This is a genomic window from Amycolatopsis endophytica, assembly GCF_013410405.1.
Lineage (GTDB): Bacteria > Actinomycetota > Actinomycetes > Mycobacteriales > Pseudonocardiaceae > Amycolatopsis_E > Amycolatopsis_E endophytica.
The window spans coordinates 4,500,594-4,526,923 of sequence record NZ_JACCFK010000001.1 but is presented as its reverse complement, the minus strand read 5'-3'; the positions used below and the strand labels follow the sequence as shown (position 1 = coordinate 4,526,923).

Sequence of the window (26,330 nt, the reverse complement as noted above, 5' to 3'; positions counted from 1 at the left end):
GCGGTCCCGGAAGGGCAAACACGCCAGCGGGAACGGCAAACACGGCGCCCGGAAGGGCAAACACGGCGCCGGGAGCGGCCAACACGCCCGGGGGCGTGAGGGTGTGCGTCAGGTGTCCGCCGTCTGCTCCCCTGGCTTCGTGAACAGCCGCGTCGCCGAGATGCGGGCTGTGCCGTCGGGCTCGTCGAGGGCGTCGAGGTGGTTGCGGATCGTCGCGTCGACGGACAGGTATTTGCGGCCCGCGCGCAGGTCCGCGTCGTTGCGCAGGCGCACGATCAGGGGGAACTCCGACAGTGCTCCGGCGTCGAACAGGCCCGTCGTGTAGATCAGCTGCACTCCCAGCGCCTCGGCGACCACCCGCTGCAACTCCAGCAGGTACCCGGCCGACGCGCGGCCGATCGGGTTGTCCAGGAACAGCACCCCGGAGTGCCGGTTGCGGACCAGGCCGCGGTTGTTCGCGCGCAGTGCCGCCAGCGTGCAGTACAGGATGATCGCCGCCGTCAGCTGCTGCCCGCCGGAGAACACGTCGCGGATCTCGGACACCCGCTGCCGCTCCGTGCGCAGCACCGAATCCGGTTTGAGCATGTCCACCCGGAACCCCTTGGGCACCGACGCCCGCACCCCGCGCAGCACCAGCGACATCCCGTCCCGCTTCACGTCGCGGCCGTCGCTGGTCTTGCCGATCGCCGCCTCGTCCACGACCTGCCCGAGCGCCTCGGACAGCTTCGGCTCCTCCGGATCGCCGAACCGGATCCGCAGGAACTCCTGCCCCGACCAGCCGCCCAGCCCCTCCGGCAGGCGCGACAGCCGCTGCGCCGACCGCAGCATCCGCAAAGCGCCTTCGACCATGCCCTGCAACCGCGCCACGATCCCGGACCGGTGCCGGTCGATCTGCGCCAGATCGTCCGTGAGCGTGCGCAACCGCGGCTTCAGCGCCGTGGTCCACTCCCGGGCGTGCGCGGGCAGGCTGTCGCGGCGCACCGACACGATCTGCTGCCGCACCGGGCTGGTCAGTTTCTCGAACCGCTTGTCCGTGGCGTACTGGGCGAGCGTGTCGGCCGCGGCGCGCACCCGCTTCTCCGCGGAGTCGACCGCGGCCTCGGCGTCGGTCAGCGTCGTGTTCAGCTTGCGGTAGCGCGCCTGCGCGGCGTCCACGTCGCCGTCGAACACGCTGTCCGGCTCACCCTCGGGAGCCAGGTGCGCCAGCGACTCGGCGAGCATCTTGAACCCCGCGGCCGAAGCCGTGGCGGACTCCAGGGTGCGCTCGGCCTCCGCCCGGCGAGCCTGGGCCTCCTCCAGCGCCCGCGCCGCCGCCGAAACCTCCTCCGCGGCTTCGTCGATCAGCTCGCGGCCGTGCTCGACGTCGCGCGGCCGGGTGTCCAGCGACGCGTTCTGCTTCGGCAACTGGTCCAGCTCGGCCTTGCACGTCGCGACCAGCCCGATCGCCTCGCTGTGCTCGGCCTCCAGCGCCGACACCGTCCGCCCCGCGCGGGCCAGCGCCGCGGCACGCGTGGCGGCGTCGGAGCCGTCCGGCGTTTCCAGCAGCCGCGCCGCCTGCTCCCGCACCGCCGGGTCCAGCGCTTCCAGCGCCGCCCGCGCCGCGGACTCCGCGTTTTCGGCCTGGTCCAGTTCGGCCCGCAGATCGCTGCCGACCTCGACGCGTGCGTAGGCGTCGCTGGCCGCGGCGAACGTACGGCGCAGCGCGTCCACCGGTTCGGCGGGCACCGGCTCGTCCTCGGACACCGAACCGCCGCCGGGCACCTCGGCCAGCTCGGCGCGGGCGTGGGTCACCGTGCGGCGGTGGCCGTCGGCCGTGCGTTGTTCCTCGGCCGCCTCTTCCCGCAGCCGGGCGGCGCGGGACGCGGCCTGCTCGGTCTCGGCCTCGGCGCGGGTGACGACCTCCTGCGCGCGCTCCGCCGTCTCCGTCCACTGCGGAATCATCGCGACCCGCTCGGCCAGTTCCGCGAGCTTGCGGGACCGCTCCTCACCGGACCGGGCTTCGGCCCGCAGCGCGGGAATCACCTCGCGCAGCCGTGCCCGCCGCGCGGCCAGATCCGCCACCGCCCGTTCCTGCGCGGCCGCCGCGGCCTCGGCCTCGGTCTGTTCGGTGGCCGCCGCCTCGGCCTCTTCCGCGAGCGTCGCGAGCGCCCCGGCCGGGTAGTCCTCACGCCACGTCGTGAGCTTCCACTCCAGCGCCGCGTCGTCGTTGATCGCCCCGGCGAGCGCTTCGAGCTGCTTCTGACGCCGCGCGTGCCGGGTGGCGATGGCCTGCCGTTCGGTGTCCGCCGCGTCCTCGTCGTACATCGCCGGATTGGGCGTGACCAGGAAGTCCACGCCGGGCGCGGAGCCCTCGGCCCGCACCGCCCCGGTGGTGGCGACCGGCAGGACCACGCTCGGCAACAGCTTCGCACCGGCGAGCGCCTGCTTCGCCCGGTCCAGCTGCGCCGGGTCGTTGATCAGCACCCCGCCGAGCAGGTGCGGCAGATCGCGCAGCACCCGCTCGCGACCCGTGACGTCCATGGTGGACAGATAACGCCAGCCCGAGCGCGCCGTGATCCCGGCCGCTTCCAGAACGTCCAAAGCGGACTGGACTTCCGGCGGCGCGGGCAGCAGTCCCCCGCTGCCGAGCGCGGCCAGCGCCCGTTCGTCGACCGACTCCTCCATGCGCAGCGCGGTCTGCTCACGCTCGGCGGTGGCGCGAGCCTCACGCAGGCGGGTGAGCAACGCCGGCGTGTCGGTTTCCAGCTGCACCGAGTCGCCACCGAGCAGTTCCAGCAGGCGGGGGTGCGCGGCCAGGCTGTCCGACCGGCGGTGCGCCTTCGCCAGTTCCTCGGCCGCGTGCTCGGACGCCGAACGCGCTGTCGCCGCGCGCTGTTGCGCCGCATACAGGGCGGACTGCGCCTGCGCGTGGTCCTCGGCGACACCTTCGAGTTCGCTCTCCCGCGCGCCCAGCTCGGTGACCGCGTTTTCCCCGCGGCTGCGGGCTTCCTGCGCGGCGGCGGCGACCTGAGTACCGTCGCTGAGCAGCCCGTCACGGACGGACTGCTGCACCTGCGCGCGGACCTCCTCGATGCGGCGCGTCAGCTGTCCCAGCTCGGCCCGGTGCCCGGCCGCGGTGGCGGTCGCCTCGTCCCGCTGATCCTGCGCCCGCGCGGCCGCCGATCGCGCCGTGTTCGCGCGGGACTCGGCAGCGGCAGCCTGCTCCTCGGCCTCGCGGGCCAGTGCCAGCAGACCGCGGGCCAGCGCGACGGCCGCCGCGTTCTTGGCCTCCAGGGCCGGTTTCGCGCTCTGCTCGCGGTCGCCGACGAGCTCGCGGATGCCGGTCGCCTTCTGCGCGGCGTTGACGTGCGCGAGCACCGTGCCGGTTTCGCGCCACGCGGCGGCGGCCTCGCGCGCCCGTTTCAGCTCGTCGTCGAGACGCTTCTTCTCCGCCGTCGCGTCGGCCAGCCGCAGCTCCCCCACCACGCGGCGCAGTTCGGTCACCACCGCGTGCAGGCGCCGGTGGTCACCTTCCGCCAGCTTCTCCGCGTCCCGCGTTTCGTCCACATAGGACTTGAGGCCGTCCAGCCGCTCGGCCTCCAGCTCGTGCCGCGCCATGACGGACGCGGCCAGCGCACGGGCCTCCTCGCGGGCGACGCCGGCGAGCTTGCGGGACGCGGCAGCGAGCGATTCCTCCTCGCTGAGCGGGGCGAGCAGGTCCAGCGCGCCCGCGACGAAATCGCGTTCGCTCATCAGTTCGCCGCGCTGCCCGAGGTTGTGCGCGTAGGTCTGCACGACTTCGGCCAGATCGCGCGGATCGTCCTCGGGGATCACCGCGCGCAACAGGAACTCGACGAACGCCTCGTCGGAGGTGAACGCGAACGCGTCGGCCGCCTCGCCCTCCCCGGCGTTCATCGCGCGCTGGTAGCGGAACAACTCGGTGTCCAGGCCGAGGGCGTCCAGCCGCTCGGTCCACTCGTGGTGACGGCGCGTGGTGGACAGCTCCAGTTCCGGCTCCGCCTTGTGTGCCTGCTCCAGCTTCTCCGCGAAACCGGACATCGTGAGCAGGCGACCCTCGTCGGTGAACGGCAGCGACTCCAGGCCCAGCGACGCGGTCGGCCGGAAGCAGTACCACGAGTCGACCAGGTTCGCCGGATCGCCCGACACCACGTGCCCGCGCCACTCCGACACCTTGCCGGTGATCACGCGCTGCCCGGTCTCGGTGTGCTGCCACTCCAGCACGACGTGCGCGACGTCCTTGGCGGTGACGAACTTCTCCAGCACCCGCGTACTCGTCGTGCCGACCACCTGGCGGCGCCCGGGCAGCATGACCGAGAAGATCAGCTTGATCAGCACCGACTTGCCGCCGCCGTTCTCCAGGAACAGCACGCTCGCCGGCGACGGCCGCCGCGGCAGGCTCCCGTCGGCGGAGTGGATGCCCGCGGTGAACAACGCGTCCTGCGCCGGCGCCTTGACCAGCGGGCCGACGCCGCTGAAGTCCAGCACCACGTTCTGGTACCGGGCACCGGCCGGTCCGACCGAGTGCAGCCGCACCCGGGACAGCTCGTACACCAGTCTCCCCCTACAGAGTGTCCGAAATGGACGGCCGCAGCGTGCCGCCGCCGTCACCGACCGCGACCACACCGAGCTCCAGCAGTTCCTCGAACGCGCTGTCCGCGGCCAGCTCCCGCACCTGCACCTGATAGCGCGGCGTGGTGCGGTAGGTGCCGCCCTGCTCGCCGCTGACCTGGACCAGGAACCCCTGGTCGGACAGGAACCGCAGGGCACGCGACACCATCCCGCGCGTCGTGTCGGAGGCCAGCCTGCCGTCCTTGGTGGCCGCGGCCTCGGGACGGCGGGCGTAGGCGCGCCATGCCTGTTCCAGCTCCGGCGAGTCCGACAGCGGATCGTTGTTGGCCTCCGCCTTGGCGGCGCGCTCGTCGAGGATGCGGCACGCCTCCCGCACCACCCCGTCGACCTGGTCGACGCTCACCCGGCCGATGTAGGTGTCGTTGGCCAGATCGTCCGGACGCGGATAGCCCAGCGCCGCGGTGGCCAGGTGCACGAGGCCGTGCAGCACCTTCTCGGTGTCGCGGCGCTCGCGGATCTTGCTCTGGCGCGCGTAGCTGTCCATCTTGACCTCGAACACCGACTCGTCGGTGGCGGCCAGCACCGCGCCCGCCTGGTGGCTCACGTCGAGCACCATCAGGCCGAGCCCCGCGGCCACCGAGTTGGTCAGCTGCTTGAACACGCTGTCCTCGCCGTAGCGGCGCACCAGGTCGGCGTAGACGACGTCGCGCGAGGGCAGGTGCTTGGGCCGCATGCCGAACGAGATCAGCCGCGCAGCGTTCTCGGCGTCGCCGGTGGTCACCGGACGCGTCATGCCGCCCCCTCCTCTTCCCTCTCCAGTGCCGCACTGCTCAGCAGCAGGTCGGCGCCGCCGAACTCGTCGTCCTCCAGCAGCGTGCCGTCGTCGACGGCGAGCAGCGCGCGATCGTCCCCCTGCCGGAGGGCCGCGCCCACCCCGGGACTGTAGGAGTGCAGCGCCCGCAGTGCCACCAGACGGGGCAGCACCGGGTCCAGCTCGCGGGCCTCGGCCAGCAGGCCGGACAGCCGCCGCGGCACCTCCGGCAGGTCCAGCAGCTCGTCGGCCCGCCGCCACTGCTCGTCACTGTAGTGGTCGAGGCTCTCCGGCGGGACGAGCTCCGGCTCCGGCACCTCGCCGACCACCTTGTCGCGCTCCGGCGAGGGCCGCAGCAGCAGCGAGACCAGCGACGGCAGCGCGGGCACGGTCGGCACGACCAGCCCGGCCGAGGCGTGGAAGTAGGACTCCAGGGGCGACACCGCGTCGGCGATCGGCAGCTCCAGGGCGGGCACCAGAATCTGGCCGAACAGGTCGACGGTGGCCCGCTGCGGCGGCCCGGAGAACTGCTGCCGGTCCTGCTCGGCGCGGAAGACGGCGCCCGCGGCCTGCAGCCGCGCCTGCAGCTGGGTGTGGCGGCTGATGCAGTCGCCCACGATGTCGACCAGCTCGGCGGCGCGGCGCTTGTGGTCGACGTCCTCGGCCTCGTCACGCGCGGCGGTGATATTGCGCAGGATGGCGTTCTCGGCGCGGAACCGGGCCTCGATGTGGGTCAGCGCGGAGTCCAGCAGCTCCGGCATCTCCCGGTCCCAGTCCACGGCACGCACGTCGCGGCGGGTCGCGTCGAGCTTGGCGCGCAGCGTCTCGCCGTACTGGACGGTGCGGTAGCGGGCCTGTTCGGCGGCCAGCTTGGCGTCGGCGAGGCGGCCGCGGCTGATCAGGTTCTCCAGCTTGACCTCGGCCGCGATCTGGGCCGACTCGACGTCGGTGTCCAGCGCGCCGACCAGCACGTTGATCGCCTCGTCGCTGGCACGCAGGTACACCTCGCCGTCCGGCGCGGACAGCTCGACGAGGAGCTTGAAGTCGAACGCGCGGCGCCGGTAGGTGCCCCCGGCGTCGACGCTGCCGTAGACCCGGCGGAAACCGCGGTCGGTGGTCCCGACGTTGATCAGGTTGTCCAGCACCCAGCGCGCCACCCGCAGGTGCTCGTCGGCGGGGCGGCGCGGGGCCTGCGCGGCGATGAACGGCTGCAGGCGGCGCACGACGTCCTCGTGGTCGGCGCCGGTGTCGAAGTCCATCGCGATGGTGACCAGGTCGATCGTGTGCAGCGCGATCTCGGCCATCTGGTAAACCGTCGCGTCGGCCCAGTCCAGCTTCGCCTTGCGCGCGTCGAGGTCGTGCAGGGGCGCGGTGCAGGCGAGCGCCTTGAGCCGCCGGGCCAGGCCCTCATCCACCAGCCCGCCGCTGATCAGGTCCGAGTCACGCACAGCGGTTCAGATTAGGCCAGCCGCGCGCAGCGCGTCGGTTGAGGGAGGTGGCGGCAGACGGGCGGGCTACGGTTACCCTCGCTCCCGCTCGACTTCGCGCTCGTAGGTGAGCAGCGTGTCGATGAACATCCGCCGCTGGTCGGCGGTGAGGGGGTCGAGCGCGGTGCGCCGGGCTCGGGCACCGGCGGTGAGCCGGCTCTCCACGTCCGCGCGGTAGGTCCCGGCGATGCTGACGATGGTGCGGCCCCGGTCGTTCTCGTCCTCGCCGCGGTCGAGGATGCCGCGGCGGGACAGGCCGCCGACCATCAGGCTGACGGTGGTGGGCGCGACCTCCAGCCGGGCGGCCAGCTCGTTGACCGTCATCGGCCCGTCCGAGAGCAGGCAGGACGGCAGCGACAGGTGCCGCGACGCGAGGGAGAACCCGCTCAGCGACGCGGTCGGTTCCTCGCTCGACATGCAGCCGATGATCGCACGGCGCTACTGTCGCGCCATGCACGCACTGAACAGGGACGACTGGTGGCGGTTCGCCTCGGCGGGCACCCGCACCGGAAAGCTCGCCGTCACCCACGCGGACGGCAGCCCGCACGTCACCCCCGTCTGGTTCCTCCTGCACGCGAACGGCAGCGACGACGAGCTGGTCTTCACCACGGGCCTGGACACGGTCAAGGGGCGGGCGCTGCGGCGTGACCCGCGCCTGTCGCTGTGCGTGGACGACCAGCAGCCGCCGTTCTCGTTCGTCCAGTTCACCGCCGAGGCGAACCTGTTCGAGGACCTGGAGGAGATGCGGTACTGGTCGAGCCGGCTCGGCGCCCGCTACATGGGCGGGGACCGAGCCGAGGAGTTCGGCAAGCGCAACGCCGTACCCGGTGAAGCGCTCGTGCGGGCGCGGATCACGAAGGTGATCGCGTTCGGCGGCCTCACCGACTGATCCCCCACCGCGCACGTGAACGTGCGGTCAGGCGGTGTCGCGGGAGCCGTCGGTGGTGCGCAGTGACGCCAGCGGTGGTCGCTGCTCGCACGCCAGGTCGGTGACCACCAGTTCGCGGTCGATCCCGTGGCCGGACTCGCCGCGGCGGAACTGCGCGAGCAGCGTCGCCGGGGGTTCGGCCGACACCAGGCGCCCGTAGCGTTCCAGGCGGTCGAACACGGTCAGCATGATCTGGCCCGCCATCCGCCCCAGCGCCTGCGTGTCCTGGTGCCGGTGGGTGCGCTTGCCGAGGTCGACCTGGGCGAGCGCGTCGAGGCCGCGGGATTCCAGGATGTCGATCAGGTGGCCGACCTCGACCCCGTAGTTCGCCACGAACGGTACCCGCTCCAGCACCTCGCGCCGCCCGGCGTACTCGCCGGCCAACGGCTGCACGAAACCGGCCAGCTCGGGCCAGTACAGGTTCAGCAGCGGGCGCGCGACCAGTTCGGTCACGCGGCCCCCGCCGTCGGCGTCGGTGCCTGCCGGACCGGTCAGCGGCCGGTGGTAGAAGCCCTTGACGTAGGCGATCGCCGGATCGGTCAGCAGCGGGCCGAGCAGGCCCGTCACGTAGTCGCCGGTGAAGTCGTACAGGTCGCCGTCGACGAACACGACGAGATCGCCCCGGGACGCCGCCAGCCCCTTCCACAGCGCCTCCCCCTTGCCGTGCAGGCCGGGCAGCGCGGGCAGCACCGCGTCCTGCGCGACCACGGCCGCTCCCGCTTCCGCGGCCACCCGCGCGGTCGCGTCCCGCGAACGCGAGTCGACCACCAGCACCTCGTCGACCAGCTGGTGCCGCTGCACCAGATCGCGGCGGATCGCGCGCACGATGTCGCCGACCGTCGCCTCCTCGTCCCTGGCCGGGATCACCACGCTGACGGTCGTGTCCCCCTTGGCGGCGACCAGGTCGGTCACCGGCCAGTCGCCCGCCCGGCTGCCGCGCCGGGACAGCCAGGCACCGACATCGGCGCACACCATGCGCATCCCCTTTCCCGAACCGGTAGTGGGCAGAACCGATGGTTCGGGAGACGGGTTTCACCGGCCGGTCCCGCAGGAAACCGGCAGGTTACGGCTGGCCGCGCCGCACCCGGCAGCCGTAACACGCCCTGCACATCACTCAGCTGATCACCGGGCAGCGCCACGCGCTGCCGGTCGGCTGGATCCCGCCGCCGGGCCAGCCGCGGCCGTCGATCCGGACCCCGATGCCGCCCGCGCTCGCGCCCAGCTGGGCCTGCACGGCGATCACCGTGCACACGATCTGGTCCACCGCCGTCTCGGAGAGGTAGACCGGTGCCGGGCTGAGCGACACGGTCACGAAGCCCTCCCGCAGCGCGCTCACCGACGTGCTGACCGCCGCGTTCAGCAGCTCGGTGGTGTAGCCCGCGGCGATCTCGGCCTGCGTCGGACCGGACAGCAGGTCGACGACGGCGCCGGACACGGTGCCGAGCCGCCCGGACTCGCGCATCACCGGCTCCAGCTTCCCGTCGCGCACGAAGAACAGGATCGGCCCGGCCGCCGCTCCCAGCGGCGGGTTGCCCGCCGCCACCGGATCCGTGGGCCGCACCCCGCATCCGGCCACGACCAGCACGACCAGCAGCCACAACCACCTCACGACCGCACCTCCGCCCTCGGCAGCCGCAACACGAACCGGGCACCGCCGCCCGGCCGGTTGCCCGCCTCGATCGTGCCGCCGTGCAGGCCGGCGTTCTTCTCCGCGATGGACAGCCCGAGCCCGCTGCCCTCCGACCGCGACCGCGCGGTGTCGGCCTTGTAGAAGCGGGCGAACACGTGGGGCAGCACGTCCTCGGGCAGCCCGGGCCCGCGGTCGGTGACCTCCACGACGATCTCACCGTCCGTTCCGGACAGACGCACCCGCACGGGCGGGGCTCCGTGGCGCAACGCGTTGCCGACGAGGTTGGCCACGACGACGTCGAAGCGCCGTGCGTCCACCTGCGCGACGATCCCGGCGGGCAGGTCGGTCTCGACCTGGTCGTCCCAGTGCCGGTTCCGCAGGGTTGCCGCGATCAGTTCGCCGAGGTCGGCCTCGCGGCGGTCCATGCGCGCGCGTCCGTTGTCGAACCGGGAGATCTCGATGAGGTCGTCCACGAGCCGCGCCAGTTTGCGGGTTTCCGCGCTGACCAGTCTGCTGGCCGTGCCCGTGTCGCCGGGCAGGTGCGCGCCTTCCTCGTCGAGCACCTCGGTCACCGCCGTCATCGCTGTCAGCGGAGTGCGCAGCTCGTGGGAGACGTCGGCGACGAAGCGGCGGGCGTCGGCCTCCATGCGGCGCAGCTCCCCCACCGACTTCTCCAGGCTGGCGGCCGTGTCGTTGAACGTGCGCGCCAGATCGGCGAGTTCGTCACCACCGCGGTCGGGCAGGCGGGTGGACAACTCGCCACGCGCCAGACTGCGCGCGCCGTCCCGCAGGCGGCGCACCGGCCGCAGCACCGCGCCCGCGGCGAGCCACGCCAGGATCACCGCCAGCGGCACCGCGACGGCCGCGGTGCGCCAGCCGTTGAACGCGAACTCGGCGATCTGCTGCTGCTCGGCCACCAGCGAGTAGCGGGCATACACCTCGATCCCGGTGGGGACCTGCCGGAAATTCGTGTCCAGCGCCATCACCGGCATGCCGACGAACAGCACCGGTTCGCCCCAGCGCGTCGTGACCCGCTGGAACACCATCAGGTGGTCCGCGCGCACCCGCGCGACCAGCTCCGCGGGCACCTCCGAAACGGGAAAACCGTTGCCGGCGCGGAGCGTTCCGTAGAACACGCCACCGGCTCCGGGAACCAGTCGCACGATCTCCTCGAGAGTCGCACGGTCGGGCGGCATCATCAGGTCGGGCGCGAGGGTGTCGACCGCGTCACGCAGGCGCGTCATCTCCTGGTCCTGTTTCGCGGCGAGCACGGTGCGCCGGGCGGCGACGTAGTTGACCCCGGTGGCGCCGACGATCGCGACGACCGCGACCAGGCTGATGATCATCACCAGCCTGGCGCGGATCCCCCGCAGCCGCAGCGGGATCCGTCTGATCACAGTGGACCGAACCGGTAGCCGAAGCCACGCACGGTGCGGACGTAGACCGGCGCGGCGGGCGTGTCCTCCAGTTTGGCGCGCAGGCGCTGCACGCACGCGTCGACGAGCCGCGAGTCGCCGAGGTAGTCGTGTTCCCACACCAGTTCCAGCAGCTGCTGGCGGCTGAACACGCGGCCGGGCACGCGGGAAAGTTCCAGCAGCAGCCGCAGTTCGGTCGGCGTCAGGTGGACCGGTTCGCCGTTCTTGGCGACCTCGCACGCGGCGCGGTCGATCACCAGTGCACCGTGGTGTTCGCGGTCGTGGCCCGCGGTGCCGCCGCGTCGCAGCACCGCTTTGATGCGGGCGTCGAGGACGCGGGGCTGCACCGGTTTGACGACGTAGTCGTCGGCGCCGGCTTCCAGTCCGCCGACCACGTCGATGTCGTCGCCGCGCGCGGTGAGCATGATGATCGGCACCGGGCCGGTCGCGCGGATGCGGCGGCACACCTCGAACCCGTCGATTCCGGGTAGCATGAGGTCGAGGAGGACCAGGTCTGGGCGGCGGGTGGCGAGCAGGCTGAGCCCGCGTTCCCCGTCTTCGGCCGGTTCGACGTCGTGGCCGTGCCTGCTCAGGCCCAGGCACAGTCCTTCCCGGACGGCCGGGTCGTCTTCGATCAACAGCACAGTCGGCACGCGGACGATTATGGCGGTGGTTCACCAACCGGGGCGACTCTGTTGCGAAACCATGACACGACGACGACCGGACCCGGACATGACCGGTCGAAGGTGATCACCATGTCCGTGCAGAGCCGGCCGCGTCACCGTGGCCTGATCATCGTCCTCGTCGCCGCCGTCGTGGTGGCCGCCGCGGCGCTGGGCACCGCGTTCGCGTTGCGGTCCGGCCCGGGCCCGGTGGCGGCGGAAAGCTCCGCGACGAGCGTCGTCGTGTTCGACCGCACCACGGGAAAAACCCTGCGTGCGGACGAGCCGGACGCCCGTTTCCGCTCGGCGTCCCTGGTGAAGCTGCTCATCGCGATCGACCTGGTGCAGCGCGGGCACGTCACCCCGCAGCACCCGAGCGCGCGCGTGACCCGCATGCTGGCCTACAGCGACGACACGATCGCCGACGCCCTGTGGACCTCGGGCGGCGCCACCGGGATCGTCCGCCGCACGGTCTCGTCGCTGAACCTGAGTGACACCGAGCCCCCGGTGGATCCGGGGCGCTGGGGCGACACGCTCCTGTCGGCGTCGGACGTGGTGAAGATCTACCGGGCCGTGCTCGCCCTGCCCGCATCCCAGCGCGACCTGATCCTCGACCCGCTCCGCGACGCACCTGAAACAGCGGCCGACGGAACGAACCAGCACTTCGGCATCCCCAGCGCACTCCCCGGCCGATCCTGGGCGATCAAGCAGGGATGGGCAGCCGGACGGGGCGGCGTGGACGCGCACACGAGCGGCCTCGTCGGACCAGACGACCGGTACGTCGTGGTGGTACTGAGCCACCGGCCGAGCGGCACCAAGCCGGAGAGCGCGGAGCAAGAGGTGACCCAGAAAACGGCAGAAGTGGAACCGTTGCTGGGGTGATCCCTGTCCCTGGACCGGCGGCCTGGCACGAAACGGAACCACCACCTCACCCGCACCTCCCCCGCCCCCGATACACAGCCGCTTTCCCGGCTTGACGCGGCGTCTCGACCGTTAGACACTCGCGCATCGGGGGAAAGCCCAGGCCAGGGTTTTTAGCGCGCAGCGCCTCTCTTTTCGCCTGCCGAAGGCGGCGCGGGTTCAAAGATCAAAAGAGTCCTCGCCGGACGGGCTGGCTCCGGGATGACAGGGCTTCCGCAGTCCGGCTCACCTTGGGTGGGTGGTCGCTGGGTGGTCATCCCGTCGCCTGATTGAGGCCTATCACTGTGATCTGACGGCCTCAGGCGACGGGATGACCACCCAGCTCATTTTGGGGCAGGGCAGCTCGCTGGCGCTCGCCGCTAAACGCTTTCCTCTTCGAGCATGTCCGGGGTGACGGCGCTTTCGGTGTCCGGGATGTTCAACTCTTTCGCCCGCTTGTCGGCCATCGCCAGCAACCTTCGGATTCGGCCGGCGACCGCGTCCTTCGTCATCGGGGGGTCGGCGAGCTGGCCGAGTTCCTCCAGGCTGGCCTGGCGGTTGTCCAACCGCAGACGACCCGCCGCCAGGAGGTGTTCCGGTGCCGTGTCGGCGAGGATGTCCAGCGCCCGGCCGACCCTGGCGGCCGCGGCGACGGCTGCCCTGGCGGAACGGCGCAGGTTGGCGTCGTCGAAGTTGGCGAGCCGGTTGGCCGTCGCGCGCACCTCGCGGCGCATCCGGCGTTCCTCCCACTGCAGGACGCTCGCGTGCGCACCCAGGCGCGTCAGCAGGGCACCGATCGCGTCGCCGTCCCGGACCACGACCCGGTCGGCTCCCCGCACCTCGCGGGACTTCGCCTGGATGCCCATCCGGCGGGCGGCACCGACCAGCGCGAGTGCCGCTTCCGGGCCGGGGCAGGTGACCTCCAGCGAACTCGAACGGCCGGGCTCCGTCAGGGAACCGTGCGCCAGGAACGCGCCACGCCACGCGGCCTCGGCGTCGGCGATCCCGCCGGACACCACCGCGGCGGGCAGGCCACGCACCGGGCGGCCGCGCTGGTCGATCAAACCCGTCTGCCGCGCCAGGCTCTCCCCGTCCTGAACCACCCGGACGATGTACCGGGTCGTCTTCCGCAGGCCGCCCGCGGACAGCACGTGCACATCCGAATGGTGGCCGTACAGCTCGTGGATCTCCTTGCGTAGCCGTCGCGCGACCGAACCCGTGTCGAGCTCGGCCTCCACCACCACCCGTCCCCCCACGATGTGCAGGCCACCGGCGAAGCGCAGCATCGACGCGACTTCGGACCGGCGCGGCCCGATCTTCGTGAGCTGCAGCCTGCTGAGCTCGTCCTTCACGGCGGCGGTCATCGCCATGGCCCCTCCCTACCCTTTCCGGCCCTCGGTCTCGCGCAGACCGAGAGCTTCCCGCACACAGCTCGCCAGCGCATCCGGATCGTGCACTCCCTCGCGATCCGGATCCGCGACATCGGCCAGGAGCGCCGTGGCCCCCAGCCGTCCCGCCGCCTCCCGCAGACAGACCGGAGCCGGAACCGAGTCCCGGTCCGCGATCACCACATCCGCCCGCAGCGCCGGCGCGTGCTGGAAGAGTACGTCCAAGTGCCGTTCGGGTGAGAACCCCGCCGTCTCACCCGGCTGCGGGACCAGGTTCAGTACCACGATCTTCGTCGCCGTGGTACGCAGCAACGCGTCGTGCAACGCGGGCACCAGCAGGTGCGGCAGGACGCTCGTGAACCACGAACCCGGGCCCAGGAACACCACCTCGGCGTCCAGCACCGCACGCACCGCCTCCTCGCACGCCGAGGGCTCCCCGCCCGGCCGTTGCGGCGTGCGCAACGTGATCCGCTCGACCCGGCCGGGTGTGCTCGCCACCGCGACCTGACCGCGGATCCGGCGCAGCGACCCGTCGTCGTCGAGCCCGGACACCTCCGCCTCGATCTCCAGCGGCTCCGGCGACATCGGCAGCACCCGGCCGGACACGCCCAGCAACCGCCGCGCCTCGTCCAGCGCCGCCACCGGATCGCCCATCACCTCGAACAACCCGGCCAGCAGCAGGTTGCCGACCGCGTGCCCGGCGAGCGCGCCGTTGCCACCGAAACGGTGCTGGAACACCTCCGCCCACAGCGACTCACCCGTCTCGGCGATCGCGAGCGCGGACAGCGCCTGCCGCAGATCCCCCGGCGGCAGCGACCCCAGCTCACGGCGCAACCGCCCGGACGAACCACCGTCGTCGGCGACCGTGACCACCGCGGTGACGTCCGTGGTCAGGCGCCGCAACGCCCTCAGCGTCGCGTGCAGCCCGTGCCCGCCGCCCAGCGCGACCGCGCGCAGCGGTCCTCTGCCCGTCACTCGCGTCCCAGGTCCCGGTGGATCACCTTCACCGCCATACCGTCCTCATTGGACAACAGCCTGGACAGCTCCTCGGAGATGGCGACACTCCGGTGCTTGCCCCCCGTGCAGCCCACGGCCAGCGTCAGGTACCGCTTGCCCTCCCGCCGGTAGCCGGCACCGATCAGGCGCAGCAGCTGGTGGTAGCGGTCGAGGAACTCCTCGGCGCCCTCCTGCGACAGCACGTAGTTGCGCACCTCCGCGTCCAGGCCGGTGTGGTCGCGCAACTCCGGGATCCAGAACGGGTTCGGCAGGAACCGCACGTCCATGACGAGATCGGCGTCCATCGGCAGGCCGTACTTGTAGCCGAAGGACAGCACGGTGACCCGGGTCTGCGTGGCCGATTCGGTGCCGAACGCGTCCTCGATCTTGGCGCGCAGGTCGTGCACCGACAGTGCGGAGGTCTCCAGCACCAGGTCCGCCTCCTCGCGCAGCGGCGCGAGCATCGCGCGCTCCGCGGTGATGCCGTCGATGAGCCGCCCGTCGCCCTGCAGCGGGTGGCCGCGGCGCACCTGCTCGAACCGGCGCACCAGCACCGCGTCGGTGGCCTCCAGGAACAGCACCCGCGGCTTGTACCCCCGGGCGTCGAGGTCCTTGATGATCGACGACAGGTCGTCGGTGAACGCGCGTGAGCGCACGTCCATCACCACCGCGACCTTCGTGATCGCGCCACGGGCCTGCGCCCCCAGCTCGACCATGGTGGCGATCAGCTCGGGCGGCAGGTTGTCCACCACGAACCAGCCCAGATCCTCCAGGCACTTCGCGGCGGTGCTGCGGCCGGCCCCGGACAGACCGGTCACCACCGCCACCTCCATGCCGGTGCCGCGATCCTCGGCCATCGTCTCTCCCGTCACTTCTTCTCCGACTCCCCTGGTGACGCCAACGCGGCGAAAATCGCCTCGGCGGTGCGTTTCCCCACGCCCGGCACCTCGGCGATCTCGTCCACCCCTGCTTCCTTCAGCCGTTTCACCGAACCGAAGTGCTTGATCAGCGCGGCCCGCCGCGCCTGCCCCAGCCCCGGCACACCGTCCAAAGCGGACACCTGCACGCGCTTGGCCCGCTTCTGCCGGTGGTAGGCGATGGCGAAGCGGTGCGCCTCGTCCCGCACCCGCTGCAACAGGTACAGGGCCTCGGAGGTGCGGGGCAGGATCGCGGGATCGGGATCGCCGGGCAGCCATACCTCCTCCAGCCGCTTCGCCAGGCCCACCACGGCGATGTCGGTGATGCCCATCTCGGCCAGCACGTCCGCCGCCGCGGTCGCCTGCGGGCCCGCGCCGTCGACCACCAGCAGGTTCGGCGGGTAGGCGAACTTGCGCGGCCGCCCCGTCTCCGGGTCGATGCCCGGTTTGTCGCCCGCCAGGCCCTCCTGCGTTTCGGTCTGGTAGCGGGCGAACCGGCGCCGCACCACCTCGGCGATCGAGGCGACATCGCCTTCGGTGGCGGCCTCCCGCAACGCGAACCGGCGGTACTCCGACTTGCGGGCGATGCCGTCCTCGAACACCACGAGCGAGGCCACCACGTCGGTGCCCTGCGTGTGGCTGATGTCGACGCATTCGATGCGCAACGGCGCGCTGTCCAGGCCCAGGTGCTCCTGCAGCTCGGCCAGCGCGGCCGAGCGCGCGGTCAGGTCGCCCGCGCGGCGCAGCTTGTGCTGCTGGAACGCCTCCTGCGCGTTGCGCTCCACGGTCTCGGCCAGCGCCCGCTTGTCGCCGCGCTGCGGCACCCGCAGCTGCACGCGGGAGCCGCGCAGGCCGGACAGCCACTCGGTCATCGCCTCGGGGTCGGCGGGCAGCTCCGGCACCAGCACCTCGCGCGGCACCGGCGTGCCCAGGTCGGTGCCCTGCTCGGCCAGCTCGACCTGCTCGCCGTAGAACTGGGTGAGGAACTGCTCGACCAGCTCGGGCACGCCCATCTCGTCGGCCTTGTCGACCACCCAGCCCCGCTGACCGCGGACCCGGCCGCCGCGCACGTGGAAGACCTGGACGGCGGCCTCCAGCTCGTCATGGGCGAAGGCGACGAGGTCGGCGTCCGTGCCGTCGCCGAGCACCACGGCCTGCTTCTCCATCGCGCGCCGCAGCGCGCCGATGTCGTCGCGCAGCCGCGCGGCCTTCTCGAACTCCAGCGATTCGGCGGCCTCGGCCATGTCGCGTTCGAGCTTGCGGACCATCGCGTCGGTCCGGCCGGAGAGGAAGTCGCAGAAGTCCTCCACGATCCGGCGGTGCTCGTCGGCGCTCACCCGGCCCACACAGGGCGCGGAGCACTTGTCGATGTAGCCGAGCAGGCACGGCCGCCCGATCTGGCCGTGCCGCCGGAACACGCCGCTGGAGCACGTGCGCGCCGGGAACACCCGCAGCAGCAGGTCCAGCGTCTCGCGGATCGCCCAGGCGTGCGCGTACGGGCCGAAGTACCGCACGCCCTTCTTGCGCGGGCCGCGGTAGACGTGCAGCCGCGGGAACTCCTCGTGCAGCGTGACCGCCAGCACCGGGTAGGACTTGTCGTCGCGGTAGCGGACGTTGAACCGCGGGTCGAACTCCTTGATCCAGTTGTACTCCAGCTGGAGAGCCTCGACCTCGGTGGTCACGACGGTCCACTCGACGCCCGCCGCGGTGGTCACCATCTGCCGGGTGCGCGGATGCAGCCCGGACAGGTCGGCGAAGTAGGAGTTCAGCCTGCTGCGCAGGCTCTTGGCCTTGCCGACGTAGATGACCCGCCTGGTCGCGTCGCGGAACTTGTACACGCCGGGCTCGTCCGGGATGCTCCCCGGCGAGGGACGGTAGGTGGACGGATCAGCCACGCCCTCCAGCCTATGGCTCGGGTGTGACACTCCGACGCACCCCTCCCGCCGGATGCGGCGGGTGCGCGGGGGTATGCGATTCTCGGGATCATGCGCATCGCCACCTGGAACGTCAACTCCGTCACCGCGCGGCTGCCGAAGCTGCTGTCCTGGCTGGAGACCGCCGCGCCGGACGTGGTGTGCCTGCAGGAGCTGAAATGCGCGACGGAGGCGTTCCCCGCCGAGGTCGCCGACGCGGGCTACGAGGTCGCCGCCTACGGCACGGGCCGGTGGAACGGGGTCGCGATCCTGTCCAGGGCCGGCCTGGCGGACGTCCGGCGCGGCCTGGACGGCGAGCCGACGTTCGACGACGCCTCCGAGCCGCGCGCGATCGGCGCGACCTGCGGCGGCGTGCGGGTGTGGTCGGTGTACGTGCCCAACGGGCGGGAGGTGGCGCACCCGCACTACGAGTACAAGCTGCGGTGGCTGGACGCGCTGCGCGCCACGGTCGTGGCGGAGACGGCCGACGACCGGCCGTTCGCGGTGCTGGGCGACTTCAACATCGCGCCGACCGACTCCGACGTCTGGGACATCACGCTGTTCGACGGCATGACCCACGTGACGGAGGCGGAACGCGCCGCGCTGGCGGCGCTGCGCGACGCGGGCCTGGACGAGGTGCTGCCGCGTGCCCTCAAGTACGACACGCCCTACACGTACTGGGACTACCGGCAGCTGGCGTTCCCGAAGAACAACGGGATGCGCATCGACCTGGTGTACGGGTCGGCGAAGTTCACCGGCTCGGTGAGCGACGCCTACGTGGACCGGGAGGCCCGCAAGGGCAAGGGCACCTCCGACCACGCCCCCGTGGTGGTCGACCTGACGGTCTGACCTGTGCGGGGCCGGCCCCGCACGGAGAGTTCACGCCCCGACTGCGGAACTCGCGCCCGGTCGGGCTCAATCCTGCGCGGCCCAGGCCGCTTTGTGCAGGCGGCGCAGGGCGCGGACCGCTTCGACGGCGCGGTCACGGTCCACGGCCTGGATCGCGAGCATCGCGTAGTACTCGTCCTCCGGGAGCTCCAGCCGGGCGAACGAGGCGCCGTCCGGGAAGCTCACCGACAGCACGTCCAGCCAGCTGAACCGGCGCCCCACGAGGACGTTGCGCACCTGCACACCGTCCGCGTCCGCCCGGACGCGCGGAGTCGCGAACAGCATCGTCGCGGCGGCCAGGAGCACGCCGATGAACACCATCGCGATCTGGTCCGACCGCTGGAAGATCACGCCGGTGTCCGAGCCACGCAGCAGGATCGCCACGGCCACGAACACCGCGAGCAGGAACACCGCCAGGATCGACGACATCCAGGTCGCCCGGTGCGGCCGGATCACCACCGGCTCCGTCTTCTCCGCCACGGCGGCGCTCACACGAACTTCCGATCCGTCCACGGCTGCCGCAGCGAGCGCAGCACGTGCGCCGCGTCCAGCGCGGCCTGTGTGGCCTCGCGGCCCTTGTCCTCCGCCGACCCTGGCAGGCCGGCGCGGTCCAGCGCCTGCTGCTCGGTGTCGCAGGTCAGCACGCCGTTGCCGACCGGCGTGCTCTCGTCCAGCGCGACCCGGGTCAGGCCGGCCGTGACCGCGTCGCACACGTACTCGAAATGCGGGGTGCCGCCCCGGATCACCACACCGAGCGCGACCACCGCGTCGTGCGTGCGGGCCAGCGCCTGCGCCGCCACCGGCAGCTCCACCGCGCCCGCGACGCGCACCACCGTCGGCTCCTCGGACAGCTTCGCGTCACGCGCCGCGGTGAGCGCGCTGTCCAGCAGCGCGTCGGTGATCTTCGCGTGCCACCGCGTCGCCACGATGCCCAGCCGCAGGTTCTCGCACTCGCTCAGATCGAGCTCGACGTCCGGACGACCTTCACCACTCACTGCGCCGCCCCGTTCCCGTTCCGTGCGTCCAGATCGGCCCCGACCTGGTCGAACTCCTCGAGGTTGGACAGGTCGTGCCCCATCCGGTCCCGCTTGGTGCGCAGGTACCGCAGGTTCTCCGGGTTCGGCGAGATCGGCAGCGGCACCCGCCCGGTGATCTGCAGCCCGTAGCCCTCCAGCCCGATCCGCTTGGCCGGGTTGTTGGTCAGCAGCCGCATCGAACGCACGCCCAGATCGCACAGGATCTGCGCGCCGGTGCCGTAGTCGCGCGCGTCCGCGGGCACGCCGAGCGCCAGGTTCGCGTCCACCGTGTCCGCGCCCAGGTCCTGCAGCTGGTAGGCCTGCAGTTTGTGCAGCAGTCCGATGCCGCGGCCCTCGTGGCCGCGGATGTAGAGCACGACGCCGCGGCCCTCGTCGGCGACGATCTGCAGCGCCGCCTCCAGCTGCGGCCCGCAGTCGCAGCGCAGCGAGCCGAACACGTCACCGGTCAGGCACTCCGAGTGCACCCGCACCAGGATGTCCTCACCGTCGCCGATGTCGCCGTAGACGAACGCGACGTGCTCGATGCCGTCGAGCAGGCTGTCGTACCCGACCGCCCGGAAGACCCCGGCGTTGAGCGGGATGCGCGCCTCGGCGACCCGCTCGACCTGCTTCTCGTGGCGGCGGCGGTAGGCGATCAGGTCGGCGATCGTGATGATCTGCAGGTCGTGGTCGGAGGCGAACACCTCCAGCTCGTCGCGGCGCGCCATGTCTCCCTCGTCCTTCTGGGAGACGATCTCGCACAGCACACCGGCGGGGTGCAGGCCGGCCATCCGGGCCAGATCGACCGATGCCTCGGTGTGCCCGGGACGGCGCAGCACGCCGCCCTCCTTCGCTCGCAGCGGCACGACGTGCCCGGGCCTGCGGAAGTCACCGGCCTGCGACTTCGGGTCGGCCAGCAGCCTCGTGGTGTGGGCGCGGTCGGCGGCGGAGATACCGGTCGTGATGCCCTCGGCCGCGTCCACCGTGACCGTGTACGCGGTGCCGCGCTGGTCCTGGTTCGTGTGGTACATCGGCGGCAGGTCGAGCCGGTTGCAGTCCTCCTCTGTGAGCGCCACGCACACGTATCCCGAGGTGTAGCGCACCATGAAGGCCAGCAGTTCGGGCGTGGCCTTCTCGGCCGCGAAGATCAGGTCGCCCTCGTTCTCGCGGTCCTCGTCGTCCACGACGACCACCGGCCGCCCGGCCGCGATGTCGGCGATCGCTTTCTCGATGCCGACGGTGTCGGCCGGCACCCCGGCGCCACACGGCGTCCCTGCACTCATGCGTCCTCCTGTGAACCCGCCCGGGCCCCATTGTCCTCCGCGCGGCCGGGCAGGTGCGGCGCCGCGAGCTTTTCCACGTACTTGGCGAGCACGTCCACCTCGAGGTTCACCAGATCGCCCGGCTCGGCGCGGCCGAGGGTGGTCAGTTCCAGTGTCGTCGGAATCAGCGCCACGGAGAACTCGTCGTTCGTCACACCCGTCACGGTGAGGGAGATGCCGTCGACGGCGATCGAGCCCTTCTCCACGATGTAGCGGGACAGGCCCCCGGGCAGCGCGAAGCGGGTCAGCCCGGACTCGTCACGGTTGAGGAACACGCCCGTGCCGTCGACGTGGCCCTGCATGATGTGCCCGCCGAGCCGGTCCCCGACCGCGGTGGCCCGCTCCAGGTTCACCCGGTCGCCGACGGCGATCTTGGCCAGCCGGGACCGCAGCAGCGTCTCGTGCACCACGTCGACGGTGAAGTCGGAGCCGAACACGTCCACCACGGTCAGGCACACGCCGCTGACCGCGATCGAATCGCCGTGCTTGGCGTCCGAGGTCACGATGGGCCCCCGCGCCGTGAGCCGCGCGGCGTTGGGCACCTGCTCGACCGCGGTGATTTCGCCCAGTTCCTCGACGATTCCGGTGAACATGGCCGTCTCCTTGCCGTTGTCAGTGTGCCGCGCGGGCGGCACGGTCACGCAGGGCCGCGACGGCCTTGCCGGGGTCTTCGGCGCCGTAGACGGCGGATCCGGCGACGAAGCAGTCCACGCCGGCCTCGGCCGCCTGCTCGATCGTGTCGGCGTTGATGCCGCCGTCGATCTCGACGACGAGCTTGAGGTGCCCGGTGTCGACGAGGCGACGCGCGGTGCGGACCTTCTCCAGCACGTCCGGGATGAACGACTGGCCGCCGAAACCGGGCTCGACCGACATCACCAGCAGGGTGTCGTAGTGCTTGAGGGTGTCGAGGTGGTCCTCCAGCGGCGTGCCCGGCTTGACCGACAGGCCCGCCTTCGCCCCCGCGGCCCGCAGGTTCTTCGCCAGCATCACCGGGTCGGCGGCGGCCTCGACGTGCACGGTCACGTTGTAGGCACCGGCCTCGGCGTAGCCGATCGCCCAGCGGTCCGGGTCCTCGATCATCAGGTGGCAGTCCAGCGGCAGATCGGTGGCCTTGCGCAGGGACTGCACCACCGGCAGGCCCAGGGTCAGATTGGGCACGAAGTGGTTGTCCATCACGTCCACGTGCACCCAGTCGGCCCGGGTGGCGCCGCCACCGGCGGTGCCGCTGATGGCGTGGACTTCCTCCCCCAGACGGGCGAAGTCCGCGGACAGGATGCTCGGCGCGATGAGAGGTCGGTGGGCCACGGTTACGGAGTGTAGATCCTGTGTCCCCGCGCCCTCGGGCCCACTCACGGTGTGGGCCCCGGCAGCAGGTCGAGGATGTCCGACCAGGGCTCGCCGTACTCCAGCCGCCGAATCCGCACCCCGGCCTCGGCGAGGGTGTCCAGGTGGCGCCGCCACGCCGGATGCCGGAACCGGGTGTCCTGGACCTGGTAGCCCACCACGATCGTGGCCGCGGGATCGCCGAGCACGTCGCCCAGCACGGTCAGGGCCTGGTTGTCGGCGATGCCGAGCGCGAGCTTGGCGACCGAGTTGGCCGAGGCCGGCGCGAACAGGAAGACCGCCGGGTCCGGGTGCGGCCGAGGCTCACCGGGCAGCCGGGACACCGACCGCACCGGCAGATCGGTCAGCGCGGCCAGCCCGTCCAGCTCCCCCGCCGCGTCCAGCCAGCGGTGCGCGGCCGGCGTGAGCGTGATGGCGAGCCGATGACCACGCCCGGCGGCCGGGGCGGCCAGTTCGGCGCGGAAGCGCGTGTCCAGACCGCCGCACGAGCTGCCGACCAGGCCAAGGACGGTCACGGCTTGCGCAGCACGGCGCAGAACATCGCGTCCGTGCCGTGCCGGTGCGGCCACAGCTGCACGTACGGACCGTCGCCCAGCTGCGGCACGCCAGGGAAGAACTCACGGGCGTCCAGTACCTGAGCCTTCGACCGGCGGGCGACGTCGCCGACGACACCCTCGGTCTCGGCCAGGTGCGGCGAGCAGACGACGTAGGCCACGACACCACCGGAACGGGTGAGATCGAGTGCCGCGGTGAGCAGTTCGCCCTGCAGCTTGCTCAGATCCGGGACGTCGGAGGGCTTGCGCCGCCAGCGGGCCTCCGGGCGCCGCCGCAGCGCGCCCAGACCGCTGCACGGCGCGTCGACGAGCACGCGGTCGAAGCCGGGTGCCAGGCCGGACTCGCGGCCGTCGGCGACGTGCACCGTCACCGGCAGGCCCTCGGTCGCCCGCTCGACGAGCTTCGCCCGGTGCGGGGCCTGCTCGACGGCGTCGACGTGCGCGCCCTGCGTCGCGGCGAGCGCGCCGAGCATCCCGGCCTTGCCACCGGGGCCCGCGCACAGGTCGAGCCATCGCTCGTCGGGACCCGCCAGGGGCGCCCGGGTCAGCGCGACCGCGCACAGCTGGCTGCCCTCGTCCTGCACCACCGCCAGGCGCTCGCGGATGGGTTCGGAGTCACCGGGGTCGCCCGCACCGGTCGGCAGGTGCACGCCGTAGGGCGAGTACGGGGCGACGTCGCCACCGGTGATGGCGGCCAGCTCGTCGGCGCTGATCTCACCGGGGCGGGCGGCCAGGTGGACGGCGGGGCGGGCGTCGTCGGCCTCCAGGGCGGCCTCGAGGTCGCTGCCCTTGTCACCCAGCGCCTCGGCGAACGCGCGGGCCACCCAGCGCGGGTGGGCGGTGCGCATCGCCAGGTGCCCGATCGGGTCGGAGTCGCGGTCCGGCGTCAGCTCCGCCATCCACGCGTCCTCGTCCTGCTCGGAGATCTTGCGCAGAACGGCGTTGACGAACCCGGCGACGTGCGAACCGGCGTCCGCGCGGGCCAGGTCGACGGTCGAGGTGACCGCGGCGTGCTGCGGGATGCGGGTGCGCAGCAGCTGGTAGGCGCCCAGGCGCAGGCAGTCCAGGACCGGACCGTCGACCTTGTCCAGCGGACGGTCCAGGCAGGCGGCGATGATCGCGTCGAGCATGCCCTGCGCGCGGGACGCGCCGTAGGCCAGCTCGGTGGCCAGCGCGGCGTCGCGGCCGGACAGCCGCTGCCTGCGGAGCAGGTCGGGCAGCACCAGGTTGGCGTAGGCGTCGCGCTGGCGGACGGCGCGCAGCACGTCCAGCGCGACGCGGCGCGCCGGGTCCTCGGCCGGCGGGCGGCGGGGCCCCTGTTTGCGGGGCGCCGGGCGGCCGCGCTGGGGCCGCGAGGGCCTGCGCTCGTTCATGAAAGACGTTCTCCTTGCTCGATGCGGGTGCCGCGGGCCCAGTCGGTGGCCGCCATGCGTTTCTTGCCCTGCGCCTGGACCTCACCCAGCCGCACCGGTTTCGTCGCGGTGCCCGCCAGGACGCGCTTGCGCTCGACACGCAGCTCCCCCGGTTCCAGCGCGGGCTCGTCGACGACCGTGACGGGGCCGAGCTTGAACCGTTCGCCACGGAACTCGGTCCACGCACCGGGATCCGGGGTGACCGAGCGGATGAGCCGGTCGACGGCGGCGGCCGGGTCGGTGAACGTCACGCGGGCGTCGTCGACCGTGACCTTGGGGGCGTAGCTGACGCCGTCGGCCGGCTGCGGCACGGCCCGCACTTCACCGTCCTCGATGCCGTTCACAGTGGACGCGAGCAGGCGGGCACCGGAGACGGCGAGCCGGTCCAGGAGCACGCCCGCGGTGTCGTCGGCGGCGATCTTCTCGGTGACCACACCGAAGACCGGGCCCGCGTCGAGCTCCTTGACGATGCGGAACGTGGAGGCGCCGGTGATCTCGTCGCCCGCGCGGATCGCGGCCTGCACCGGCGCGGCGCCGCGCCACGCGGGCAGCAGCGAGAAGTGCAGGTTGATCCAGCCGTGCCGCGGGATGTCCAGCGCGCGCTGCGGCAGGAGCGCCCCGTAGGCGACGACCGGGCAGGCGTCGGGGGCGAGTTCGGTGAGCCTGGCGAGGAAGTCCGGGTCCCCGGCCTTGGCCGGGGTGAGCACCTCGATACCGTGCTCGTCGGCGAGCGCGCCCACCGGCGAGCGGAGCAGCTTGCGCCCGCGCCCGGCTGGCGCGTCGGGCCGCGTCACGACGGCGACGACCTCGTGCCGGGGCGAGTCGAGAAGCGCCCGCAACGAGGGCACGGCGGGTTCGGGGGTACCGGCGAACACGAGGCGCATCAACGCACCTCGGCGGCGGGCGTGGCGTGGGCGGACATCGCGCCCAGTCTAGTGACCGGCCACACCACCCCGCCCGGCCGGACCACACACCCGCCCCCGCCGCCCGCGACGGCCGACACGGGAGAATTCGGTCGGCTCGTCCCCGAGCACGCCGTCGGGCCGCGGTACACCGCGCGGGTGCCCTGCCGGGCCGGGTTTCGCGGGTCGCGGCGAGGTCCGGACGGGCGAACCCGCGCGCCGCCACCGGCCGCGCACGGATCGCGGCCTCAAGCGGCCAGGAGCCCGTTCGGCGCGTGGCGCCCTCACCGTCGCGGGAGCCACGGCGAACGGCGACGAGAGCGTCGGCGGCCTGCGCAGCAGCCGCGCCGACGGCGATCGCATCGAGAAGACGACCATGCGCGGACGGGCCGGCGTGGCCGCGAGAGCACGCTCGTCCTCGGCCGGTCGAGGTGATAACGTGAGAATGTCCGACAATCGTCGTTCGAATGCCGTTCGGCATCGGATCAGCAGGCAGGTGGGGCAAGGGTGGATCTGCGGGAATCCCAGCGGAGCCGGGTGATCGGCCAGAAGGTTCTTCGTCCGCGCGAGCAGGTCGAGGAGCGGCTCCGGGTCGCGATCCTGTCCGGTGAGCTCAAGACGGGAGACCTGCTGCCGCCGGAGGCCGAGCTGGCCCGGCAGTTCAACGTGAGCCGGACGACGGTGCGCGAGGCGCTGCGGTCGCTCACCACCCAGGGCATGATCTACAAGCAGCCGGGTTCGCGCGGCGGCAACTTCGTACAGCTGCTCGACCACCATTCGCTGGGCACCGCGGTGATCGACAGCGTGCACAACCTGCTCACCCTGGGCAGCATCGATTTCGCCGAGGTCGCGGAGATGCGGCAGCACCTCGAGATCCCCGCGGTCCGGCTCGCGGCCGCCAACCGTGGTGACGAGGACGTGGAGCGGCTGCACGACATCGTGCGCAGGCAGAAGGCGGCGTCGGTGGACGACCCCGAGGTACCCAAACTCGACGAGCAGTTCCACACGCTCATCGCCCAGGCGTCGGGAAACCGGGTGCTCGCGTCGTTCGTGTCCGCACTGCACCACGAGACCGAGCCGGTGCACTACCTCGACCTCTCGCCGGAGGTCGGGCGGGCGACGGTGCGCCAGCACAAGGTCATCGTCGCCGCCATCGAGGCCCGCGACGCCGACGCCGCCGAAGCCGCGATCGTCAAGCACCTCACCTACCTGCGCAGGCACCTCGCCCAGCACGCGCGGCGCTGAGTTCGGCACCGTCGGCCCGGCGTGTACGCGC

At 72.3% G+C, this 26,330-nt stretch carries 24 protein-coding genes; 4 read left to right on the top strand and 20 right to left on the bottom strand.

The annotated features are described in order from the left end of the window. Positions 1–108: 108 nt before the first annotated feature. From HNR02_RS22320 to HNR02_RS22305, 4 genes are all read right to left on the bottom strand, one after another. Positions 109–4,551: a coiled-coil domain-containing protein gene (locus HNR02_RS22320; RefSeq protein WP_179775076.1), complete on the bottom strand. Its 4,443-nt coding sequence runs from the start codon at positions 4,549–4,551 to the stop codon at positions 109–111. A 10-nt stretch (positions 4,552–4,561) separates the two neighbouring features. Continuing rightward, a complete protein-coding gene (locus HNR02_RS22315; protein WP_179775075.1) occupies positions 4,562–5,362 on the bottom strand; it encodes a hypothetical protein in 801 nt (266 codons plus the stop codon). Further along, the gene (locus HNR02_RS22310; RefSeq protein ID WP_179775074.1) at positions 5,359–6,828 is read right to left on the bottom strand and encodes a hypothetical protein; all 1,470 of its coding nucleotides are present in this window, start codon (positions 6,826–6,828) and stop codon (positions 5,359–5,361) included. The genes HNR02_RS22315 and HNR02_RS22310 overlap by 4 nt, the downstream gene beginning before the upstream one ends. Before the next feature lie 72 nt (positions 6,829–6,900). After that, positions 6,901–7,284, bottom strand: coding sequence for a MarR family winged helix-turn-helix transcriptional regulator (locus tag HNR02_RS22305; RefSeq protein WP_179775072.1), 384 nt, complete (start codon positions 7,282–7,284; stop codon positions 6,901–6,903). 34 nt (positions 7,285–7,318) lie between these two features. On the opposite strand from HNR02_RS22305, the gene HNR02_RS22300 reads away from it, so the two are divergent. Continuing rightward, on the top strand, positions 7,319–7,756 hold the full coding sequence (locus HNR02_RS22300; RefSeq protein WP_179775070.1) for a PPOX class F420-dependent oxidoreductase: 438 nt from the start codon (positions 7,319–7,321) through the stop codon (positions 7,754–7,756). A 27-nt stretch (positions 7,757–7,783) separates the two neighbouring features. Here HNR02_RS22300 and HNR02_RS22295 read toward each other — a convergent pair whose 3' ends face one another. The 4 genes from HNR02_RS22295 to HNR02_RS22280 all read right to left on the bottom strand — a co-directional run bounded on the left by HNR02_RS22295 (position 7,784) and on the right by HNR02_RS22280 (position 11,493). Further along, complete coding sequence (locus HNR02_RS22295; RefSeq protein ID WP_376772908.1) at positions 7,784–8,770, bottom strand: glucosyl-3-phosphoglycerate synthase; 987 nt, start codon at positions 8,768–8,770, stop codon at positions 7,784–7,786. Between the two features lie 139 nt (positions 8,771–8,909). Continuing rightward, a complete protein-coding gene (locus HNR02_RS22290; RefSeq protein WP_179775068.1) occupies positions 8,910–9,404 on the bottom strand; it encodes a hypothetical protein in 495 nt (164 codons plus the stop codon). After that, positions 9,401–10,822 carry an ATP-binding protein gene (locus tag HNR02_RS22285; protein WP_312861091.1) on the bottom strand — a complete coding sequence of 474 codons (1,422 nt, stop codon included), beginning with the start codon at positions 10,820–10,822 and terminating at the stop codon, positions 9,401–9,403. The genes HNR02_RS22290 and HNR02_RS22285 overlap by 4 nt, the downstream gene beginning before the upstream one ends. Next, the gene (locus HNR02_RS22280; protein ID WP_179775067.1) at positions 10,819–11,493 is read right to left on the bottom strand and encodes a response regulator; all 675 of its coding nucleotides are present in this window, start codon (positions 11,491–11,493) and stop codon (positions 10,819–10,821) included. Before HNR02_RS22280 ends, HNR02_RS22285 begins: the two co-directional genes overlap by 4 nt. A gap of 102 nt (positions 11,494–11,595) precedes the next feature. On the opposite strand from HNR02_RS22280, the gene HNR02_RS22275 reads away from it, so the two are divergent. After that, the gene (locus tag HNR02_RS22275; protein WP_179775066.1) at positions 11,596–12,384 is read left to right on the top strand and encodes a serine hydrolase; all 789 of its coding nucleotides are present in this window, start codon (positions 11,596–11,598) and stop codon (positions 12,382–12,384) included. Between the two features lie 398 nt (positions 12,385–12,782). On the opposite strand, the gene whiA is transcribed toward HNR02_RS22275, so the two are convergent. From whiA to uvrC, 4 genes are read right to left on the bottom strand one after another with little or no spacing between them, the layout of a single operon-like run. Next, a complete protein-coding gene (whiA, locus tag HNR02_RS22270) occupies positions 12,783–13,772 on the bottom strand; it encodes a DNA-binding protein WhiA (RefSeq protein ID WP_179775065.1) in 990 nt (329 codons plus the stop codon). A 9-nt stretch (positions 13,773–13,781) separates the two neighbouring features. Next, a complete protein-coding gene (locus HNR02_RS22265; protein WP_179776061.1) occupies positions 13,782–14,747 on the bottom strand; it encodes a gluconeogenesis factor YvcK family protein in 966 nt (321 codons plus the stop codon). Between the two features lie 14 nt (positions 14,748–14,761). Then, on the bottom strand, positions 14,762–15,619 hold the full coding sequence (gene rapZ, locus HNR02_RS22260) for an RNase adapter RapZ (protein WP_376772932.1): 858 nt from the start codon (positions 15,617–15,619) through the stop codon (positions 14,762–14,764). A 35-nt stretch (positions 15,620–15,654) separates the two neighbouring features. Further along, on the bottom strand, positions 15,655–17,598 hold the full coding sequence (uvrC, locus tag HNR02_RS22255; protein WP_179775063.1) for an excinuclease ABC subunit UvrC: 1,944 nt from the start codon (positions 17,596–17,598) through the stop codon (positions 15,655–15,657). A gap of 90 nt (positions 17,599–17,688) precedes the next feature. Between uvrC and HNR02_RS22250 the strand changes: the two genes are divergently transcribed. Beyond that, positions 17,689–18,465, top strand: coding sequence for an exodeoxyribonuclease III (locus HNR02_RS22250; RefSeq protein ID WP_179775062.1), 777 nt, complete (start codon positions 17,689–17,691; stop codon positions 18,463–18,465). A gap of 66 nt (positions 18,466–18,531) precedes the next feature. On the opposite strand, the gene HNR02_RS22245 is transcribed toward HNR02_RS22250, so the two are convergent. The 8 genes from HNR02_RS22245 to fmt are packed head-to-tail and all read right to left on the bottom strand — an operon-like array spanning position 18,532 to position 25,036. Then, positions 18,532–18,933, bottom strand: coding sequence for a PH domain-containing protein (locus HNR02_RS22245; protein WP_218914148.1), 402 nt, complete (start codon positions 18,931–18,933; stop codon positions 18,532–18,534). Between the two features lie 59 nt (positions 18,934–18,992). After that, complete coding sequence (gene ribH, locus HNR02_RS22240) at positions 18,993–19,499, bottom strand: 6,7-dimethyl-8-ribityllumazine synthase (RefSeq protein ID WP_179775061.1); 507 nt, start codon at positions 19,497–19,499, stop codon at positions 18,993–18,995. After that, positions 19,496–20,803, bottom strand: a complete 1,308-nt coding sequence (locus tag HNR02_RS22235) for a bifunctional 3,4-dihydroxy-2-butanone-4-phosphate synthase/GTP cyclohydrolase II (protein ID WP_179775060.1) — start codon at positions 20,801–20,803, stop codon at positions 19,496–19,498. Before HNR02_RS22235 ends, ribH begins: the two co-directional genes overlap by 4 nt. Next, positions 20,800–21,435: a riboflavin synthase gene (locus HNR02_RS22230; RefSeq protein ID WP_179775059.1), complete on the bottom strand. Its 636-nt coding sequence runs from the start codon at positions 21,433–21,435 to the stop codon at positions 20,800–20,802. Before HNR02_RS22230 ends, HNR02_RS22235 begins: the two co-directional genes overlap by 4 nt. 19 nt (positions 21,436–21,454) lie before the next feature. Beyond that, positions 21,455–22,147, bottom strand: coding sequence for a ribulose-phosphate 3-epimerase (gene rpe, locus HNR02_RS22225; RefSeq protein WP_179775058.1), 693 nt, complete (start codon positions 22,145–22,147; stop codon positions 21,455–21,457). Positions 22,148–22,191: 44 nt separating this feature from the next. Then, positions 22,192–22,701: a flavoprotein gene (locus HNR02_RS22220; protein WP_179775057.1), complete on the bottom strand. Its 510-nt coding sequence runs from the start codon at positions 22,699–22,701 to the stop codon at positions 22,192–22,194. Continuing rightward, positions 22,698–24,113 carry an RsmB/NOP family class I SAM-dependent RNA methyltransferase gene (locus HNR02_RS22215; protein ID WP_179775056.1) on the bottom strand — a complete coding sequence of 472 codons (1,416 nt, stop codon included), beginning with the start codon at positions 24,111–24,113 and terminating at the stop codon, positions 22,698–22,700. The genes HNR02_RS22220 and HNR02_RS22215 overlap by 4 nt, the downstream gene beginning before the upstream one ends. Beyond that, the gene (fmt, locus tag HNR02_RS22210; protein WP_179775055.1) at positions 24,110–25,036 is read right to left on the bottom strand and encodes a methionyl-tRNA formyltransferase; all 927 of its coding nucleotides are present in this window, start codon (positions 25,034–25,036) and stop codon (positions 24,110–24,112) included. Before fmt ends, HNR02_RS22215 begins: the two co-directional genes overlap by 4 nt. Before the next feature lie 525 nt (positions 25,037–25,561). Between fmt and HNR02_RS22205 the strand changes: the two genes are divergently transcribed. Then, the gene (locus tag HNR02_RS22205; protein ID WP_179775054.1) at positions 25,562–26,299 is read left to right on the top strand and encodes a FadR/GntR family transcriptional regulator; all 738 of its coding nucleotides are present in this window, start codon (positions 25,562–25,564) and stop codon (positions 26,297–26,299) included. Positions 26,300–26,330: the final 31 nt, after the last annotated feature.